Origin of the sequence: Paraburkholderia sp. NPDC080076 (assembly GCF_050281145.1) — a bacterium.
In the GTDB taxonomy this organism is placed as follows: Bacteria; Pseudomonadota; Gammaproteobacteria; order Burkholderiales; family Burkholderiaceae; genus Paraburkholderia.
Genome location: NZ_JBNNWQ010000002.1, coordinates 309,316 through 328,085, shown reverse-complemented (window position 1 = coordinate 328,085; position 18,770 = coordinate 309,316). Strand labels below are relative to the sequence as shown.

Sequence of the window (18,770 nt, the reverse complement as noted above, 5' to 3'; positions counted from 1 at the left end):
CAGCGTTACTTTTTACTGGCCGCGCGTTTCAGCAGAGGCGCCAGGTACTTACCGGTAAAACTTGCCTTTGACTTCGCCACCTGCTCCGGCGTGCCCTGGGCAATGATCTGCCCGCCGCCGGCCCCGCCCTCGGGACCCAGGTCGATGACCCAGTCCGCAGTCTTAATTACATCGAGATTATGCTCGATGATCACGACGGTATTACCCTGGTCGCGTAATCGATGAATCACTTCGAGCAACAAAGCGATGTCATGAAAATGTAGGCCGGTGGTCGGCTCGTCAAGTATGTATAGCGTGCGACCGGTGTCACGCTTGCTCAGTTCCAAAGATAGTTTGACGCGCTGTGCCTCGCCGCCCGACAGCGTGGTGGCCGATTGACCCAGCCGGATATAGCCTAGACCCACGTCCAGCAAGGTTTTCAGCTTGCGCGCGACGACCGGCACCGGTTTGAAGAACTCGTAGGCGTTCTCCACCGTCATGTCGAGCACTTCGCTGATGTTCTTGCCTTTGTACTGCACGTCGAGCGTTTCGCGGTTGTAGCGCTTGCCGTGACAGACGTCGCAAGGCACGTACACGTCCGGCAAGAAGTGCATCTCGACCTTCAGTACGCCGTCGCCCTGGCAGGATTCGCAGCGTCCGCCCTTCACGTTGAACGAGAAGCGGCCGGCTTCGTAGCCGCGCTCTTTGGCCGCGGGCACGCCCGCGAACAGTTCGCGGATCGGCGTGAAGAGGCCCGTGTAGGTGGCCGGGTTCGAGCGCGGCGTGCGGCCGATCGGCGACTGGTCGACGTTGATGACCTTGTCGAAGTGCTCGAGGCCCTCGATCGATTCGTACGGCGCCGGCTCCGTAGCCGAGCCATACAGGTGATGCGCGACCGCATGGTAAAGCGTGTCGTTGATGAGCGTGGACTTGCCCGAGCCCGACACGCCGGTCACGCAGGTGAGCAAGCCAACCGGCAAGTCCAGCGACACGTGCTGCAGATTGTTGCCGTACGCCTCGACGATACGCAGGCGCTTTTCGTCGGGCTCTTTGCGCTCGTCCGGGAACTCGATGTTGCGCGCGCCGGACATGTATTGCCCGGTCATCGACGCCGCGTTCGCCTGCACCTGCTTGGGCGTGCCCTCGGCGATCACCATGCCGCCGTGTTCGCCCGCGCCCGGGCCCATGTCGACCACGTAGTCGGCCATGCGGATCATGTCTTCGTCGTGTTCGACGACGATCACCGAGTTGCCGAGGTCGCGCAGATGCTTGAGCGTGGCGATCAGCCGGTCGTTGTCGCGCTGATGCAGGCCGATGGACGGTTCGTCCAGCACGTACATTACGCCGGTCAGGCCCGAGCCGATCTGCGACGCGAGGCGAATCCGCTGCGCCTCACCGCCTGACAGCGTCTCCGCGCTGCGTTCGAGCGACAGATAATCCAGCCCGACGTTATTCAGGAACATCAGCCGCGCGACGATTTCCTTGACCACCTTGTCGGCGATCTCGCGCTTCGAGCCTTCCAGGCGCAGCGTCTGGAAATAGCCGAGCGCGTCGCGCAGCGGCCAGCCGCTGATTTCGAAGATGCCGCGCGCGTCGCCGTCCGCGCCGATCCGCACGAAGCGCGCTTCGCGGCGCAGCCGCGTGCCGGCGCAGGCCGGGCAGGGCTGGTTGTTCTGATACTTGGCGAGCTCTTCGCGCACCGCGACCGAATCGGTCTCGCGGTAACGCCGCTCCAGATTCGGAATGATCCCTTCGAATACATGCTCGCGCACCGAAGTGCGGCCACGTTCGTTGATGTACGAGAACGGGATCTCCTGCTTGCCCGAACCGAACAGCAGGATCTTGCGGACCTTCTCCGGCAAATCTTCGACCGCTGTGTCGATGTCGAACTCGTAGAACGCCGCGAGACTCTGCAGCATCTGGAAGTAGAACTGGTTGCGCCGGTCCCAGCCCTTCACCGCGCCCGCCGCGAGCGACAGCGAAGGATGCGCGACCACCCGCTTCGGATCGAAGAAAGTGATCTGGCCGAGGCCATCGCATTCCGGGCATGCGCCCATCGGATTGTTGAACGAGAAAAGACGCGGCTCCAGTTCCTGCAGCGAGTACGAGCAGATCGGGCAGGCGAACTTCGAGCTGAACAGATGCTCCTTGTCCGTGTCCATTTCGAGCGCGATCGCGCGGCCGTCGGCGAGACGCAGTGCCGTTTCGAACGATTCCGCGAGACGCTGCTTCATGTCGGGGCGCACTTTCAGGCGGTCCACGACCACGTCGATGGTGTGCTTGTCGTTCTTCTTCAGTTTCGGCAGCGAGTCGACTTCATAAATCTTCGCCACGCCTTCATTGGCGGTGCCGCCGCCCGAGCGCACGCGGAAACGGATAAAGCCTTGCGCCTGCATTTCCTCGAACAGTTCGACGTGTTCGCCTTTGCGGTTCGCCACGACGGGCGCGAGGATCATCAGCCTGGTTTCTTCCGGCAGCGCGAGCGCCGCGTCGACCATCTGCGAGACGCTTTGCGCTTCCAGCGGAATTTCGTGATCCGGACAGTAAGGCGTGCCGACCCGTGCGAACAATAGCCGCAGGTAGTCGTGAATCTCGGTGACGGTGCCAACCGTGGAGCGCGGATTGTGCGAGGTCGCTTTCTGTTCGATCGAGATTGCCGGCGACAGCCCTTCAATCAGATCGACGTCCGGCTTTTCCATCAATTGCAGGAACTGGCGTGCGTAGGCGGAGAGACTTTCGACATAACGCCGTTGTCCTTCCGCATAGAGCGTGTCGAACGCCAGCGACGATTTGCCCGAGCCTGAAAGGCCCGTGATAACGACGAGCTTGTGACGGGGTAGGTCGAGATTGACGTTCTTCAGGTTGTGGGTGCGAGCCCCACGAATACGGATTTGTTCCACGGATTTATTCCATGAACTGGCGGAAAGAGGAAGAGGCTAAACCTGCTACTATAACGACTTTTCAAGACCGCCGTTACGGCTTCCTGACAGCCTGAAGAGGCGTTGAGGCGAGCTGTAAGGCAGCGGTCCAGCGCCGCGGGGAAGAGGTCTAACTGGGGCCGTTTTCCGCGAGTACAAGGCAACCGCAAGACACCGCGAGGCGCCAGCGGGCATGCAGCAAGGCCGTCGGCTCGAACGCCGCGCCGCTGCCGGCCCGCCGTCTTGCGGTAAGCCGCGCGGTCGTGGCCGCTCCGCCGCTGTGCCCGCCCGCGGTGTGCCGCCCAGCTCAATCAACGAACGCTCCCGATGTCCAATCCGTCTGCCACCTCCTCACGCATGAGCGCGCCTGAACTGCGCGCGACCGTGTCGCTTGCCGCGATCTTCGCGCTGCGCATGCTCGGTCTCTTCATGATCATGCCGGTGTTCTCGATCTACGCGAAGACCATCCCCGGCGGCGATAACGTGCTGCTGGTGGGGATCGCGCTCGGCGCGTACGGCGTGACGCAATCCATGCTGTACATCTTTTATGGCTGGGTCTCCGACAAGGTCGGACGCAAACCGGTCATTGCGACCGGTCTGCTGATTTTCGCGCTCGGCAGCTTCGTGGCGGCGGGCGCGCACGACATGACGTGGATCATCGTCGGGCGGGTGATTCAGGGCATGGGTGCGGTGTCGTCGGCGGTGATCGCGTTTATCGCCGACCTGACCGCCGAGGAACATCGCACCAAGGCGATGGCGATGGTGGGCGGCAGCATCGGCGTGTCGTTCGCGGTGGCGATTGTCGGTGCGCCTATCGTGTTCCAGTGGGTCGGCATGAGCGGGCTGTTTACGCTCGTCGGCATCTTCTCGATTCTGGCGATCGGCGTGGTGCTGTGGATCGTGCCCGATGCGCCGAAGCCGGTGCACGTACGCGCGCCGTTCGCCGAAGTGCTGCACAACGTCGAGTTGCTGCGTCTTAACTTCGGCGTGCTGGTGCTGCATGCCACGCAAACCGCGCTGTTTCTCGTCGTGCCGCGCATTCTCGAAGCCGGCGGCCTGCCGGTCGCGTCGCACTGGAAAGTGTATTTGCCGGTCATGGGCCTCTCGTTCGTGATGATGGTGCCCGCGATCATCGCCGCCGAAAAGCGCGGCAAAATGAAGATCGTGCTGCTGTCCGCGATTGGCCTTATCCTGATCGGACAGTTGTTATTGGGCGTCGCTCCGCATACGATTCTGAGTGTGGCGGCGATTCTTTTTGTGTACTTTTTGGGCTTCAATATTCTTGAGGCTTCGCAGCCTTCGCTGGTGTCGAAACTGGCGCCCGGCACCCGCAAGGGCGCGGCCGCAGGCGTGTACAACACCACGCAGTCGATCGGTCTTGCGCTGGGCGGAGTGGTCGGCGGTTGGCTGCTGAAAGTGGATGGTCAGAGCGCTGTCTTTTTTACGTGTTCGGGGCTCGTCTTGTGCTGGCTTATAATCGCCGCACAGATGAAACAGCCGCCGCGCAAAGCGTAATACGGCGCATCCCGAACACACCCAGAACTCACCCGGCGGCGGGCAGAGGCGCAGTTCCGGTCTCGGGCCTGCCGGCCCTGAAACGCGAAAACGTGTATTGCCGCGCCGCCCGTAACGGAATCAACAGGAGAAACTCATGGCATCCGTGAACAAGGTCATTCTCGTCGGCAATCTCGGAGCCGATCCGGAAGTCCGTTATCTTCCGAGCGGCGACGCAGTGGCGAACATCCGCCTTGCAACGACGGATCGGTACAAGGACAAGGCGTCCGGCGAAATGAAGGAAGCGACCGAATGGCACCGCGTGTCGTTCTTCGGCCGCCTCGCGGAAATCGTGTCCGAATATCTGAAGAAGGGCTCGTCGGTCTATCTGGAAGGGCGCATCCGCACCCGTAAGTGGCAGGCGCAAGACGGCACCGACCGTTACTCGACGGAAATCGTCGCCGAGCAGATGCAGATGCTGGGTGGCCGTGGCGGTTCGATGGGCGGCGGTGGCGACGAAGGCGGCTACAGCCGTGGCGAACCGTCGGAGCGCAGCGGCGGTGGCGGTGGTGGCGGCCGCGCGGTGTCGGGCGGTGGTGCGCGTGGTGGCAGCGGTGGCGGCGGTGGTGGTGCAAGCCGTCCGAGCGCGCCGGCCGGCGGCGGGTTCGATGAGATGGATGACGATATTCCGTTTTAATCATCCGCACTCGCACCGAATCGATGCAAAAAACCCCGCTCAACCAGCGGGGTTTTTTATTGGCGCATCCATAAGACAGTTCAGCCGACAACACGTCGCGCCCCACCTCTGACCACAGGCCAGGGATAAACCTGGTCATGAGTCCTGGCGTGCCTCAGCGGCGCATTTGCCGCCAATCATCGGCCTTTCCAGGAATGTCGCCTTGACATTCACCCGTCCGCCGACAATACTCGAATCACACTTTGTACGGACAAAGTAACAAAGACCGATAAGTCACTCGGAAACCGCAACCAAGTTGCATGGGACCAGAGTAAGGCGCGAAAGCGCCAACTCTGGTCGACAGGAGACAGGCATGGAGTCCGACGTCGCAGTCAAAACGCGCATTCGCGCCAGCTACGGCCGCTACCTCGAAGATTTTCAGGTGGGCGATATCTACGAACACCGGCCAGGGCGCACTATTACCGAAGCCGACAACATCCACTTCTCGCTGCTGACGATGAATTTCCATCCGATGCACTGCGACGCCGCCTACGCGGCCAAAAGCGAGTTCGGCCGCCTGCTCGTCAATAGCGGTCTGACGGTTGCCGTGGTGCTGGGTCTGTCGGTGAACGACGTCAGCGGCAAGGCCATCGCCAATCTCGGCTGGAAAGAGATTCGTCTGACCGGCCCGGTGTTTTGCGGCGATACGATCTATGCGGAATCCGAAGTGCTCGAAAAGCGCGAATCGAAGTCGCGTCCGGGGCAGGGCATCGTCACCGTGCAAACCCGCGCGTTCAAGCAGGACGGCACGCCGATCATGGATTTCGTGCGCAGCGCCCTGGTGCCGGCACGTGGGCACGGTGTCGGCGATTGATTGACGCGTCGTCCGGCGCACACCGCCGCGTGTTCGGGTCGAAGACCCGCACACTCTGAGAACGACAAGCAGCAAAACAGCGCCCACCTGCCGTCAAGAGCAGCCAGCGCGCGGATTCCGGCGACGCCCGAACAGGCGTCACGATGCGGCGAGCGTTAGCGCGGCCGCATGCACACCAAGGAGACAAAGGTGGCTATCGGTATCGTCAACTCGGGCGCGCGACTCGATCGCCTGCCCATCGCGTCCTTTCACTGGAAGGTTCTCGGGCTCATCAGCGCGGGCGCCTTTCTCGACGCCTTCGACATCTATCTCGCCGCCGGCGCGCTCGGCGCGATGGTGAAAGCGGGCTTTTCGGATCTGAAGCTGAACGCGCTTTTCATCTCGGTGACGTTTCTCGGCATGCTGATCGGCGCGGGGTTTGCCGGCTATCTCGGCGACCGCTTCGGCCGCCGCTCGTCGTACCAGACCAACCTGCTGATCTTCGGCCTCGCGTCGATAGCCGCGTGCTTCGTGCCGAACATGATGTGGCTGATCGTGCTGCGGCTGATCATGGGCGTCGGCCTCGGCGCCGAACTGGTGGTCGCGGCGGGCACCCTGTGCGAATTCATCCCGCCCGCATCGCGCGGACGCTGGACCGCTCTGCTCGCGCTCATCATCAATTCCGGTTTGCTGGTCTCGACGGCGGTGGGCTACGTCGTGATTCCGCATCTGGGCTGGCGCTATATGTTCGCGATTGCCGGCGTCGGCGCGATCATCGTGTGGGTGCTGCGGCACCGGATGCCGGAGTCGCCGCGCTGGCTCGAATCGGTCGGACGCAGCGAAGAAGCCGAGGCCACTGTCGCCGCCATCGAGCACGAGGTCCAGCGTCAGAAAGGTCCGTTGCCGCCGGTCGAACGCACCGAAAGTCTCGAAGTGCCGAAAGCGCCGTTCTCCGCCCTGTTTTCACAGGCCATGCTCGGCCGCACGCTGGTCGCCATTCTCACGGCGGTCGCCGTGAATATTTCGGTGTACGGCTTTGTTGCGTGGCTGCCGACCTTCTTCGTCAAGGAAGGCCTCACCATCGTGCAATCGCTAGGCTTCACCACGCTGATGGCGTTCGGCGCGCCGGGCGGCGCATTGGTCGGCTTCTTCTGTGCGGACCGCATCGGCCGGGCGCGTGGCCTCGTGATTTTCGCGATCGCCACGATCGTGGTCGGCTTCATCTATCCGAACATGCATGCGGGCTGGGCGATCAGCAGCGTCGGGTTCGTGTTGATCACCTGCATCTACACGGTGACCACGCTTGGTCTGTTTGCCTATATCCCCGAACTCTTTCCGACCGAATTACGTCTGCGCGGCACCGGCACGGCAGGTGTATGTGGCCGTGCCGCCTCGATGACCACGCCGTATCTCGCGGTGCTGCTCTACAACTCGTTCGGCGTGTCCGGCGTGCTGGCCATGGTGAGCGGCATCCTCGCATTGCTGGTGTTCGGCATTCTGCTGCTGCGAGTGGAAACCAATCAGCATGCGCTCGAGCGGATCTCGCCGAGCCTCGACCCCAACTCTGATTCGCTACCCGCCACCCAGCAAGGTTAAAAACCCATGACTTCACTCGATTCCTCCGTCACGCTGTCCGATCAGTACGCGCACTTCGGCCTGGGCCTGCAATTGCGCGACGTGCCGCGCGCCGTGCAGACGCGCGCCAAGCATCTGATTCTCGACGCTGTCGGCATTGCGTTCGCGTCGCGTGGTTATCCGTATGCGGATGTCTCGCTCGCTGCTTTCTCCGAGCTCGGCAGCGGCGCCTCGCCGGTGATCGGTTACGGCCGGCGGCTCGCCTTGCGCGACTCGGCGATGATGAACGGCGTGCTGATTCACGGACTCGACTTCGACGACACGCATTCACGCGGCGTCATTCACTCGACCACCAGCGCATTGCCGTGCGTGCTCGCGCTCGCCGACCGCGACGGGCTGAACGGCGCGGACTTGCTGGCTGCGTACATCGTCGCAATGGAAGTGTCGACGCGCGTGGCATCGGCGGCCAAGGGCGGATTCCACGACGCCGGGTTTCATCCGACGGGTCTAGTCGGCGCGTTCGGTTGCGCGGTTGCCGCGTCGCGTTTGCTGCAACTCGACGAAGCCCGCATGGCGCACGCACAAGGCATCGTTCTGTCGATGGCGGCCGGCAGCCTCGAATTCCTCGAAGACGGCGCGTGGACCAAGCGCGCCCATCCCGGTTTCGCGGCGGCCTCGGGCATCACCGCCGCGACGCTCGCGAAGCACGGTTTCACCGGGCCGCGTTTGGCTTACGAAGGGCGCTTCGGTTTATACGCTAGCCACCTCGGCAAGCCGCTCGACGCGGCTGATCGTCAGCTCGCCACCGAAGGCCTCGGCAGTACGTGGCAGATCGACGAAGTCGCAATCAAACCGCTGCCGGCGTGTCACTTCACGCATGCAGTCGCCGACGCGGCGATCGCGCTGCATCGCGAGCATCGCTTCTCGGCAGAAAAGCTCGATTCGATCAAACGTGTGATCGCCAAAGTGCCGCGCGGCACGGTCGAGATCGTGTGCGAACCGGTCGACGCAAAGCGCAAACCTGTGACCGCCTACGACGCGCAATTCAGCGTGCCGTACATCGTCGCCACCGCGTTGCTCAAGGGCCGCTTCACGCTCGACGAACTCGAACCTGCCGCGCTTGCCGATCCGGCGGTCTTGGCACTCGCCAAAAAAGTCGATTACGAAATCGATCCCGACACGACATTCCCGCGCCACTACACCGGCGAGGTCGTGGTGGAACGCAGCGACGGCTCGCGCGTCGCGCATTGCGAGGCGATCAATCGCGGCTGCGCGGATCGGCCCGTCAGCAACGACGACATCGTCGCCAAGTTCTACGCGAACGCGCAGCGCAGCGTCTCGCGCAGCGCCGCCGAACAGATTGCCCAAGCCGTATTGCAACTCGACGAACGGCCGGCCCGCGCGTTCGCGGACACGCTTGCCGGACACACCGCATCCTAAGGACGTCATCATGACCGCAACCGAACTCGACACGCTGGAAAACGATCAACTGATTCTCGACATGCTGGACCGCTTTCTCGAAACCGAGGTGCGTCCTTACGTCCACAAGTTCGATCACGACGATATCTACCCGGCGGAGATCGTCGAGAAGATGAAGGAGATGGGGCTATTCGGCTGCATCATCGATCCCGAGTATGGCGGGTTGGGTCTGTCGACCCGGACCTACGCGCAGATCATTGCGCGCATCTCGCGGGTGTGGATGTCGGTGAGCGGCATCATCAATTCGCATCTGATTCTCGCGATGCTGGTGCAACGCAACGGCACGCCCGAGCAGAAAAGCAAATATCTGCCGAAGTTCGCCACCGGCGAATGGCGCGGCGGCATCGGTCTCACCGAGCCCGATTGCGGCACCGATCTGCAGGCCATTCGCACGACCGCCAAACGCGTCGGCGACGAGTATGTCGTGAACGGCAACAAGACGTGGATCACCAACAGCAAGCACGGCAACACGCTGGCGCTGCTGGTGAAGACGGATACGACCGCGCAGCCGCGTCATCGTGGGATGAGTTTGTTGCTGGTGCAGAAAGGGCCGGGGTTCGAGGTCAGCCGGCAACTCGAAAAGCTCGGCTACAAAGGCATCGATACCTGTGAGTTGTCGTTCAATGACTTTCACGTATCGACGGATGCATTGATTGGCGGCGTGGAAGGAAAGGGCCTGCAGCAGATACTCGGCGGGCTCGAACTCGGCCGCATCAACGTCGCTGCGCGCGGCGTCGGCGTCGCCCAAGCCGCGCTCGATGAATCGGTCAGCTACTCGCAGCAGCGCAAAACCTTCGGCAAGCCGATCTGTGAGCACCAGGCGATCCAGTTGAAGCTTGGCGAGATGGCGACGCGTGTCGAAGCGGGCCGCCTGCTGGTCGACGCCGCCGCGAAGAAGTACGACCGCGGCGAACGCTGCGACATGGAGGCGGGCATGGCGAAATACTTCGCGACCGAAGCCGCGTTGGAAAACAGCATCGAGGCCATGCGCATTCACGGCGCGTACGGCTACTCGAAGGAATACAACGTCGAGCGCCTGTATCGCGACGCACCGCTTCTCACGATCGGCGAAGGCACTAACGAGATGCAACGCATCATCATCGCCAAACAGTTGATCGAAAGGAGTCCGGTATGAGCTTGCCCCTTACCGGTGTGCGCGTGCTCGCCATCGAACAATATGGCGCCGGGCCTTTCGCCACCCAGCATCTCGCGGACCTCGGCGCGGAGATCATCAAGATCGAGCATCCGAGCAACGGCGGCGACGTCGGCCGCGCGGTCGGCCCATATTTCTTCGGCGAAGGGGATAGTCACTTCTTCGAAGCCTTCAATCGCAACAAGTGCAGTCTGACGCTCGACCTGAAGAAGCCCGAAGCGCGCGCGGTGCTGCTGGACCTCGTCGCGAAGAGCGACGCCGTGTTCAACAATCTGCGCGGCGATCTGCCAGCGAAACTCGGGCTCACTTACGCGCAGCTTTGCGAGGCGAATCCGAAGATCGTGTGCGGGCATCTGTCCGCGTACGGACGCAGCGGCAGCCGCGCGGCATGGCCGGGCTACGACTATCTGATGCAAGCCGAGGCCGGCTATCTGTCGGTCACGGGCGAGCCTGATAGCCCGCCGGCGCGCTTCGGCTTGTCGATCATCGACTTGATGACCGGCACGACCGCGGCGATGGCGCTGCTCGCCGGTCTCGTGGATGCGAAGACCTCGGGCAAAGGACGCGATATCGACGTGAGTCTCTTCGACGTCGCGCTGCATAACCTCGCCTATGTCGCGACGTGGTATCTGAACGGCGGCGTGGTGACGGGGCGCGAGAACCGCTCGTCGCATCCGTCGCTCACGCCGAGTCAGTTGTACAAGACGCAGGACGGCTGGATCTTCCTGATGTGCAACAAAGAGAAGTTCTGGGGCGTGCTCGCCGAAGTGATCGACAAACCATCGTGGGTAACCGATCCGCGCTTTTGCAACTTCCAGGCGCGCCTCGCGAATCGCGAGCTGGTGCAGACCGAACTCGACGCAGTACTCTCGACCGCCACCACGGCGCAATGGCTCGAACGCTTCGGCGGCCGCGTGCCGGCCGCGCCGGTGTTCAACGTCAAGGAGGCGCTGGAGAATCCCTTCGTCGCCGAACGCGAATGCGTGGTGGACGCCGAGCACCCGCGCTTCGGCAAGGTACGCGGCGTGGCCGCGCCGGTGCGGATCGACGAGCCCCTGCCGACGCGCGCCGCGCCGGATCTCGGGCAGGACACGCAGCGTTTGCTCGACGAACTGGGCTACGGCGCGGAAAGGATCGCTTTGCTGAGGGAGGCGGGTGTGGTGCAATAAGGCCGGGCGGGCAACCGTCCGCCCTTTCACTTTTTTGCACATCCAGATGGCCACGACAGTCCTCGGGCAACAGCCGCGCTACATGCAACTGGCACAGACGCTCCTGAACGAGATTCAGGGCGGGCAGTTTCCCATCGGCACGTTGCTGCCGACCGAGTTCGAGCTGTGCGAGCAGTTCGGCGCGAGCCGCTTCACGGTGCGGCAGGCGATCAAGCAACTCGAGCAGCGTGGTCTGGTGGACCGGCGGCCCGGCATCGGCACCCGCGTGAAAGCCACGCAAAGCGAAACCGCGTACCGTCAGGTGATGGAGCGCCTGAGCGATCTGCACCGTTATACGACCGACACGGAATTGGAGATCGCGTCGACGCAGACTGTCGAGATCGACGACCCGGATCTGATCGAGCGGCTCGGCGCAAAGCCGGGCGAAACCTGGCTGCTGGCCGAGGGTATTCGCCTGTCGCCGGAGAGTGTCGAACCGATCTGCCACACCGAGGTGTATATCCACCCCGCGTTTCGCTCATTGACGGGCCTGAGCGGCCGGACGCACGTGCCGATCTACACGATGATCGAAAAGCAGTTCGGTGAGCAGATCGCCGAAGTGCAGCAGGAAATCCGCGCGGTCGCGTTGCCGGCGAAGCTGGCGCAGCGTTTGAACGCGAAGCCGCGCTCGCCCGCGCTGTGGTTGTGCCGCCGCTATCTGAACCGGCGTGCGCAGGTGGTCGAGCTGACCATCAGCGTGCATCCGGCGGATCGCTACAGCTATTCCGAAACGTTTCAACGCGACTGGCACGCGAACTAGCATCATCGCGAAGCGTGCCGTTCAGGAGAACAGGATGGACGCACGCAGTTATCTGTTCGTGCCGGGCGACCGCCCCGAGCGCTTCACGAAGGCGCTCGACAGCGGCGCCGACGCGGTGGTGATCGATCTCGAAGACGCGGTCGCGCCGGCGGCCAAGCAAGCCGCGCGCGAGGGCCTGCAACGCTGGCTGTCGACCGCGGACCCTGCGCGGCTGATGGTCCGCGTGAATGCGGTGGGCACGCCGTGGCATGTCGACGACGTCGACATGGTGCGCGCGTCCGGCGTTTGCTCGATGATGCTGCCGAAGTCGGACAGCGCGCAGCAACTCGCCGATGTCGCCGCGCGGCTGCCGTCGCGGATCCGAATCGTGGCGCTCATCGAAACCGTGGCGGGCGTGGTGGCGATGCGGGAGATTGCCGGCGCGCCGTCGGTCATGCGGCTCGCCTTCGGCACGGTGGATTTTTGCGGCGATGCCGGCATCGAAGGACTCGGCGTCGAACTGGACTACGTGCGCTCGCAGATGGTGATCGAATCGCGCTATGCGGGCCTGCCCGCGCCGATCGACGGGGTGACACTGGAGCTCGACGATCTCGCGCGCCTGGCCGGGCATGTGGCCACCGCGCGGCGCTTCGGCTTTGGCGGCAAGCTGTGCATTCATCCGAGACAGGTGGAACCGGTCAACAGCGGCTTCGCACCGAGCGAGGACGAGCGCCGCTGGGCGGCGCGCGTTTTGGCGGCTTCTCGCGAGCATCCGGAAGGGGCGTTCGCGGTGGATGGCAAACTGGTCGACCGGCCGGTCATCGAGCGGGCGAAGCGGATTGCGGAGTTCGACGCGCGCATCCGGTGATGCTGTGTGGTGTTCACCGTCTCAAATGGTCCAGAGCATCCCGCATAGGCGCACTGGAGATGACAATCGGGCCCGTAAACGGCGTATCCAGATCGACGATCACATAGATCGCTGAAGCAATCGACACCGCGCCCAGCGAAATCGTGACCAGCGCCAGCGCGTTGCGCGGCGCGATCAAGCCGAAACTCAGAAAGATCACACCCAGCCAGAACGTCAGCGTCTTGAAGAACGGCTGGGAAATCGAGCTGTGCGCTTCCTCGATGATCTTCCACCGCGCGTCCACGACGCGCCGGTATTGTTTCAACCCGTCATCGAGCGCGCGTTGCTGTAACGGATCGTGCGCCCGCAGTGTCCGCAATTCACGGCCCACGGCGGTCAGCATGTCGCCGAGCCGCACGTTCTCCAGTTTCTGCGAGTTGTCCTGCGTTCCGATGTCCTTCGGATATGCGCCGGTGGGCGGCGTTTCGGCGGGCCACGTCGATGCAATCGCCGCAGCGGTGTACTGGCTCAACAGGTGCCGGGCTGAATCGGTGTCCGTACCGTATTCCCGCAGGGTCGTGTCGAACTCGATCAGATCGGCCGCGTAGGTGCGCAAATCGTTCGAGACCGTGTCGAAGCTGGACTTCGCGGACGCCGTCATCAAGCCGAGTACCAACGCGGCGAACGTCACCAGCATGCCGATCACCAGCTGGATCAACTGCACCGTCTCATGCGCCTTGTGCTCTTCAGGCAGCAGCGGGCGCACCCACACGCCGACTCCGGTCGCGGCGAGCAATAGAACGAATACCAGCAGAGCCGAGCCCACTTCCGACATCGCAATGCTCCGTAGACACATCCCCGACACTTTCCATCAACGGCAGCCCGCCGAGAACCCGGGTAGTCCCGCAACGCCCGGCGCTAATCACCCTTCATATGCGCTCGTATGTTGATGTATCGCAAGCACATGCGCCATCAACCATAAAGTTTTTCGTTATTAAGCCGTAGTCCTTATATGTGGCGTTCGCTTAAATTTATACAAGAGTTGCGGACCTGGCCGAACGGGCTTGGGCGCAGCACGCGTGGCCGAGGCTTTCACTGAACATTCGGTCAGGCAGCCCAACGGAGACAAGCCCGATGTTGAAAAATCTGTCGATTCGCACCTGCCTTACCCTGATGATCCTGTTCTTCGGCGTCGTGCTGCTGTTCGGCGCCGCCGCCGGCTTGCTGTCGCTGCGCTCGAGCAACGCTTCGCTGCAACAGATGTACACCGTCGATACGCCGGCTGTCGCCGACCTCGAAGGCAGCGCCGGACAGTTGCTGCGCCTGCGCCTCGCGCTGGCGACGTACGCATCGCTCGTCGATCTGAACGACCAGGACGGCGCGAATGCCGTGCTCAAGCGTTTTGATCAGTACCAGAAAGCTTCCAATGACCGTCTTGCCCACTATGTGAGCCGCGCGAGCGCGGACGCCGACGAACAGCGTCTCATCAAGGACATGCAGGACAAGCGCGACACCTTCCTGCACGAAGGCGTCGATCCGGCTCTCGCCGCGCTCAAGTCCGGCGACAAGACGACCTTCCAGCAATTGCAGGCTCACAAGCTGCCGTCGCTCTACAGCGCGTACGAAAAGGCGATGCTCGCGCTCGAACAGTTGCAGCTCGATCACGGCGCGCAACGCTATCAGGACGCGCAGGATCTGTTCTATGCGATCTGCATCGCGGTGGCGATCGGCATTGTCGCGTCGCTGCTGGGAGCGTGGATCGGCCGCGCGGTGCTGGTGCGCGCGATCGTCCGTCCGGTCGACGCCACCATCGCGCAGTTTCAGCGCATCGCCAACGGCGACCTGACCGGCCAGATCGTCGTGGCCAGCAATAACGAAATGGGCCGTCTCGCGGCCGCGTTGCGCAAGATGCAGGAATCGCTGATTACGACGGTGAACTCGGTGCGTCAAGGCACGGAATCCATCGACACCGGCGTGAGCGAGATCGCCGCAGGCAACACCGATCTGTCGCAACGTACCGAGGAACAGGCCGCGTCGCTCGAAGAAACGGCGGCGAGCATCGAACAGCTCACCTCGACGGTCAAGCAAACGGCGGACAACGCGAAACAGGCCAGCTCGCTCGCGCAGGGCGCATCCACCCTTGCGGCACAAGGCGGCGATCTGACGGAGCAGGTGGTGGGCACGATGCATGGCATCGTCGACGATTCGCGGCGGATTGCCGACATTGTCGGCGTGATCGAAGGCATCGCGTTTCAGACCAATATTCTGGCGCTGAACGCGGCAGTCGAAGCCGCGCGCGCCGGTGAGCAGGGCCGCGGTTTCGCAGTGGTGGCGAGCGAAGTGCGCTCGCTCGCGCAACGCAGCGCGGCAGCGGCCAAGGAGATCAAGGGCTTGATCGACGAGTCGACCGCGCGGGTGCAGGCCGGCTCGCAACTGGTTCAACGCTCGGGCTCGACAATGACCGAGATCGTGGACGCGATTGCGCGTGTGAGTGCGATCATGGGTGAAATCGCGGCGGCCGCGCTCGAGCAGAGTACGGGCATCGATCAGGTCAATCTCGCGGTCGCGCAGATGGACGAGGTGACGCAGCAAAACGCCGCGCTGGTGGAGCAGGCCGCGGCGGCCGCGAGTTCGCTGGAAGAGCAGGCGCGGCGGCTGACGTCCGCGGTGTCGGTGTTCCAGACGGGGAGCGATGCAGCGTCTTCGTCTTCGTTTGCCGGGCGGCGTAGCGGTTCGATCGCCGCACCGAAGACGGCCGATGCCAACGGGTTTGCAACGGCTTGATATCGGCGGATGTTTCGCACGGTGGCGCGCTGACTCTTCGGGACAAACGGCGCCGCGCTGACAAAGCGGCCGTTACTGCATGGCCGCATAGTATTTGGCGACGCTGTCGATCTCGGCCGGCGTCATTTGCCGCGCCACGTTGCGCATCTGCTCATTGATGTCGTTATGCCGCGCGCCGGAAGCAAAGGCGCGCATCTGCGCCGCGAGATAAATCGACGACTGTCCGCCCAGCCACGGCGCCGCGCCCTTGCGATCGAGTTGCCCGTGACAGGCGGCGCAAGGCGCGATATTGCGCTGCGGATCGCCCTGCATGGCAAGCTTCACCGCATTCGCATCCGGTCCCACGCCGGTGGGCAGCGTCTCCGCCGCGGGCGCTCTCGGCAGCGACGCGTAGTAAGCCGCCAGATCATGCAGATCCTGATCGCTGCGCGCGGCGATGATCGGCTGCATGATCGCGTTCTGACGCACGCCGTTCTGGTAGTCGCGCAACTCTTTATAGATCACGTCGGCATATTGCCCGGCCAACGCGGGCGCCGTGACCTGCACCGTGCCGAGTACGCCGTGACACATCGAGCAATTTTGCGTCGCGATCGTCGCGCCGCGGCCGATCGAATTCGCGTCGGCCCGCGCGCGCCGTAACGGCGGCAAGACCACCACGTCGCTAGGCGCCGGACCAGTGAGATTGGCGCCGCCGTACCAGCTCGACGGCGCACCGGCGGCGCTGCAGATCGTCGCCCACAAGCCGCGTCCGGCGAACGCGCTGTTCGCCGAAGGCAGCCAGATGAAGCCGATCAGTATCGATACGACGGCAATCGCAATGATGCCGCCCACGCTCACCGTGAACCAAGGGTTGCGCAAGCTGAAGACGCGTTCCTGATTCATCGCTGCGCTCCGACGACGACTGCCGGCACGGACGTCTGCGGCAATCTGAGCAACTGCACGATCGGCACACTGTAGTTGACGACCGTGAGTCCGATCATCAGCGCCACCCATAACCCGAAGCTATTGAGCGCGGCCGGCACGCGCACCACCGGCTGCGCCGCGCTCGCAAAGCGGAAGCTTTGTTGCTCAACCACCGGACCGAATTGCGACTTCGCCAGGATGTAGATGAACAGCACGCCGGACACCACGAGGATCAATCCGCCGACCGCCGACATGCCGACCCAGAACGCCTGCGACTGCAAGCCGAGAGCGTTGTAATCGTAATAGGCCATGCGGCGCGGCGCACCGAGCAGGCCGACGTAGTGCCACGGCAGCGTCACCACCATCATGCCGATGAACCATAGCCACAGTTGCCAGCGCACCAGCTTCACCGATGTAATCGCGCGGCCAGTCAGTTGCGGCCACAGTTCATAGGCGATCGCGAAGTACATGATGACGATCGCGCCACCGAAGATCAGATGGAAATGCCCCGTCACCCACTGGGTGTTGTGCACGGTCGAGTTCAACTGGTAACTCATGTTGATCAATCCACCCGCGCCGCCGAGACCGAGCATTACGAACGAAAACGCGATCACGAGCATCATCGGGTTCTGCCAGGGCAGGGCGGTGAGCCAGCCGAACGCGCCCTTGCCGCCGCGCAATCTGCCGGCGATTTCGACCGACGCGCAAATCGTGAACACCGTCAGCAGCGTCGGCACCGACACCATGCCGGTGAACACCGCATGCAGGAACTTGAAGCCGGAGCCGACCTGCGGATCGGCGAACAGATGGTGGATGCCGATCGGCATCGCGAAGACGAGGAACAGGATGAAGGACACGCGCGCCATCGAATCGCTATAGAGCCGTCCGCCGATCGCGCGCGGCACCAGCGTGTAGTAGGCGATATAAGCGGGAATCAGCCAGAAATAGACGATCGCGTGCAGCGTCCACGAGAACAGGATGCGCGAGAGGCCGGCGTCGATCGTGTTGGTGAGGCCGAACGCGACCGGCAGGATCTGGAACAGGATCTCCAGCGCCGCGCCGACGGCGGTCCATGCCCACAGATACGCGCCCGCCACGTTGGCGAACATCGCGAGCGGCACCGGCTTGCCGGGATTGGCGCGCTTCCAGATGCGCAGGTTCACGTGCATCAGCGCGACCCAGATCCACGAGCCGACCACCACCAGCACCACGCCGAGGTAATAGAACGGACTACCGATCATCGGCGGATAGAAGGTGTAGAGCACCGATGCCTGGCCCAGCGCCACCGGCACCATCGCCATCACCGCGCCGACCGCCAGCATGATGAACGCGGCCCATGCCCATTTGAGACCGACGAGACGCTGCGCGAGCGCGAGTTCGACGATCGCGTAGCCGAAGCCCATCGACACCAGCGTGGGCAGTACGTACGCCATCACCGAGCCGTGCGCGGTCACCGAACGATAGTAGAGCTCGGGGTCGCCGACCCATGGCACGAGCGGGCTGCGCACCAGCATCTGCCAGGCGCCGAGCAGCAGCGCGATCAGAAACGCAATGAAGGCGAGCCAGAAATGCGCGAGAACGAGTCGCTTAGCGTGAAACACAGCTCAGCCTCCGTGATTGTCGGGCTTGCTCGAAGAAGGTGGCTTTGTCGATGACTTTCACGTGCGCCCACATGGTCTGGTGGCCGAAGCCGCAGAACTCGTGGCACGGCATGGTGTGATCGGCGGGCGTGTCGAAACGCGTATTGAGCGTGGCGACATAGCCGGGCACGACCATCGTGTTGATGTTGGTGTCGGTGACGAGCAGGCCGTGCACGACATCGGCGCTGGTGGTGCGGATCGTGATCGGCGTGTCGGCGGGCACCAGCAGACATTGCGGCGTGAACGAGTACTGTTGCGCGATGAAGCGCACCACCACCGAGCCGTCCGGTTCGACCGCGCTGCCGAGATTGTCTTCGACGAATTCGCCTGACAGCTGCAGGCGCGACGGATCGATTGTCTCGACGCGCGAGGGCGGCATCATCGCCCAATGCAGCCCGGAGAACACGATGACCGCCAGCATCAGCACGATCAGCGCGACGGCGAAGATGGCCCAGCGTCGCTCGGCGCGTAGCGCGACCGCGTGGCCGCCGCCCGGTTGATGATTGGAATCGGTCGACATGA

The 18,770-nt window shown here is 63.3% G+C and carries 15 protein-coding genes; 10 read left to right on the top strand and 5 right to left on the bottom strand.

What is annotated here, in order from left to right; all coding sequences use genetic code 11:
* Positions 1-5 precede the first annotated feature (5 nt).
* A complete protein-coding gene (gene uvrA / locus ACQKRQ_RS08810; protein ID WP_427476418.1) occupies positions 6-2,879 on the bottom strand; it encodes an excinuclease ABC subunit UvrA in 2,874 nt (957 codons plus the stop codon).
* Positions 2,880-3,224: 345 nt separating this feature from the next.
* On the opposite strand from uvrA, the gene ACQKRQ_RS08805 reads away from it, so the two are divergent.
* The 9 genes from ACQKRQ_RS08805 (at position 3,225) to ACQKRQ_RS08765 (ending at position 12,942) form a co-directional block, all read left to right on the top strand.
* Positions 3,225-4,412 carry an MFS transporter gene (locus tag ACQKRQ_RS08805; RefSeq protein WP_165923877.1) on the top strand — a complete coding sequence of 396 codons (1,188 nt, stop codon included), beginning with the start codon at positions 3,225-3,227 and terminating at the stop codon, positions 4,410-4,412.
* Between the two features lie 136 nt (positions 4,413-4,548).
* On the top strand, positions 4,549-5,088 hold the full coding sequence (locus ACQKRQ_RS08800) for a single-stranded DNA-binding protein (protein ID WP_012431674.1): 540 nt from the start codon (positions 4,549-4,551) through the stop codon (positions 5,086-5,088).
* Positions 5,089-5,440: 352 nt separating this feature from the next.
* The gene (locus tag ACQKRQ_RS08795) at positions 5,441-5,941 is read left to right on the top strand and encodes a MaoC family dehydratase (protein WP_132376103.1); all 501 of its coding nucleotides are present in this window, start codon (positions 5,441-5,443) and stop codon (positions 5,939-5,941) included.
* A 168-nt stretch (positions 5,942-6,109) separates the two neighbouring features.
* Complete coding sequence (locus ACQKRQ_RS08790) at positions 6,110-7,516, top strand: MFS transporter (RefSeq protein WP_427476416.1); 1,407 nt, start codon at positions 6,110-6,112, stop codon at positions 7,514-7,516.
* Between the two features lie 6 nt (positions 7,517-7,522).
* A complete protein-coding gene (locus ACQKRQ_RS08785) occupies positions 7,523-8,935 on the top strand; it encodes an MmgE/PrpD family protein (protein WP_427476414.1) in 1,413 nt (470 codons plus the stop codon).
* Positions 8,936-8,945: 10 nt separating this feature from the next.
* Positions 8,946-10,109, top strand: coding sequence for an acyl-CoA dehydrogenase family protein (locus tag ACQKRQ_RS08780; RefSeq protein ID WP_427476413.1), 1,164 nt, complete (start codon positions 8,946-8,948; stop codon positions 10,107-10,109).
* Positions 10,106-11,296, top strand: coding sequence for a CaiB/BaiF CoA transferase family protein (locus ACQKRQ_RS08775; RefSeq protein ID WP_427476412.1), 1,191 nt, complete (start codon positions 10,106-10,108; stop codon positions 11,294-11,296). Before ACQKRQ_RS08780 ends, ACQKRQ_RS08775 begins: the two co-directional genes overlap by 4 nt.
* 46 nt (positions 11,297-11,342) lie before the next feature.
* Positions 11,343-12,095: a GntR family transcriptional regulator gene (locus ACQKRQ_RS08770; protein ID WP_012431680.1), complete on the top strand. Its 753-nt coding sequence runs from the start codon at positions 11,343-11,345 to the stop codon at positions 12,093-12,095.
* A 34-nt stretch (positions 12,096-12,129) separates the two neighbouring features.
* The gene (locus ACQKRQ_RS08765) at positions 12,130-12,942 is read left to right on the top strand and encodes an HpcH/HpaI aldolase/citrate lyase family protein (protein WP_427476410.1); all 813 of its coding nucleotides are present in this window, start codon (positions 12,130-12,132) and stop codon (positions 12,940-12,942) included.
* A 13-nt stretch (positions 12,943-12,955) separates the two neighbouring features.
* Here ACQKRQ_RS08765 and ACQKRQ_RS08760 read toward each other — a convergent pair whose 3' ends face one another.
* Positions 12,956-13,756: a DUF4239 domain-containing protein gene (locus tag ACQKRQ_RS08760; RefSeq protein WP_132376097.1), complete on the bottom strand. Its 801-nt coding sequence runs from the start codon at positions 13,754-13,756 to the stop codon at positions 12,956-12,958.
* Between the two features lie 299 nt (positions 13,757-14,055).
* Between ACQKRQ_RS08760 and ACQKRQ_RS08755 the strand changes: the two genes are divergently transcribed.
* Positions 14,056-15,705, top strand: a complete 1,650-nt coding sequence (locus tag ACQKRQ_RS08755) for a methyl-accepting chemotaxis protein (protein WP_427476408.1) — start codon at positions 14,056-14,058, stop codon at positions 15,703-15,705.
* Between the two features lie 72 nt (positions 15,706-15,777).
* Here the strand turns inward: ACQKRQ_RS08755 and ACQKRQ_RS08750 are convergent, their stop codons facing one another.
* From ACQKRQ_RS08750 to ACQKRQ_RS08740, 3 genes are read right to left on the bottom strand one after another with little or no spacing between them, the layout of a single operon-like run.
* Entirely contained in the window at positions 15,778-16,587 is an 810-nt protein-coding gene (locus ACQKRQ_RS08750; protein ID WP_132376095.1) for a c-type cytochrome, read from the bottom strand.
* Positions 16,584-18,209, bottom strand: coding sequence for a b(o/a)3-type cytochrome-c oxidase subunit 1 (locus ACQKRQ_RS08745; protein WP_427476406.1), 1,626 nt, complete (start codon positions 18,207-18,209; stop codon positions 16,584-16,586). The genes ACQKRQ_RS08750 and ACQKRQ_RS08745 overlap by 4 nt, the downstream gene beginning before the upstream one ends.
* A complete protein-coding gene (locus ACQKRQ_RS08740; protein WP_408213182.1) occupies positions 18,196-18,768 on the bottom strand; it encodes a cytochrome C oxidase subunit II in 573 nt (190 codons plus the stop codon). Before ACQKRQ_RS08740 ends, ACQKRQ_RS08745 begins: the two co-directional genes overlap by 14 nt.
* Between the last annotated feature and the right edge of the window lie 2 nt (positions 18,769-18,770).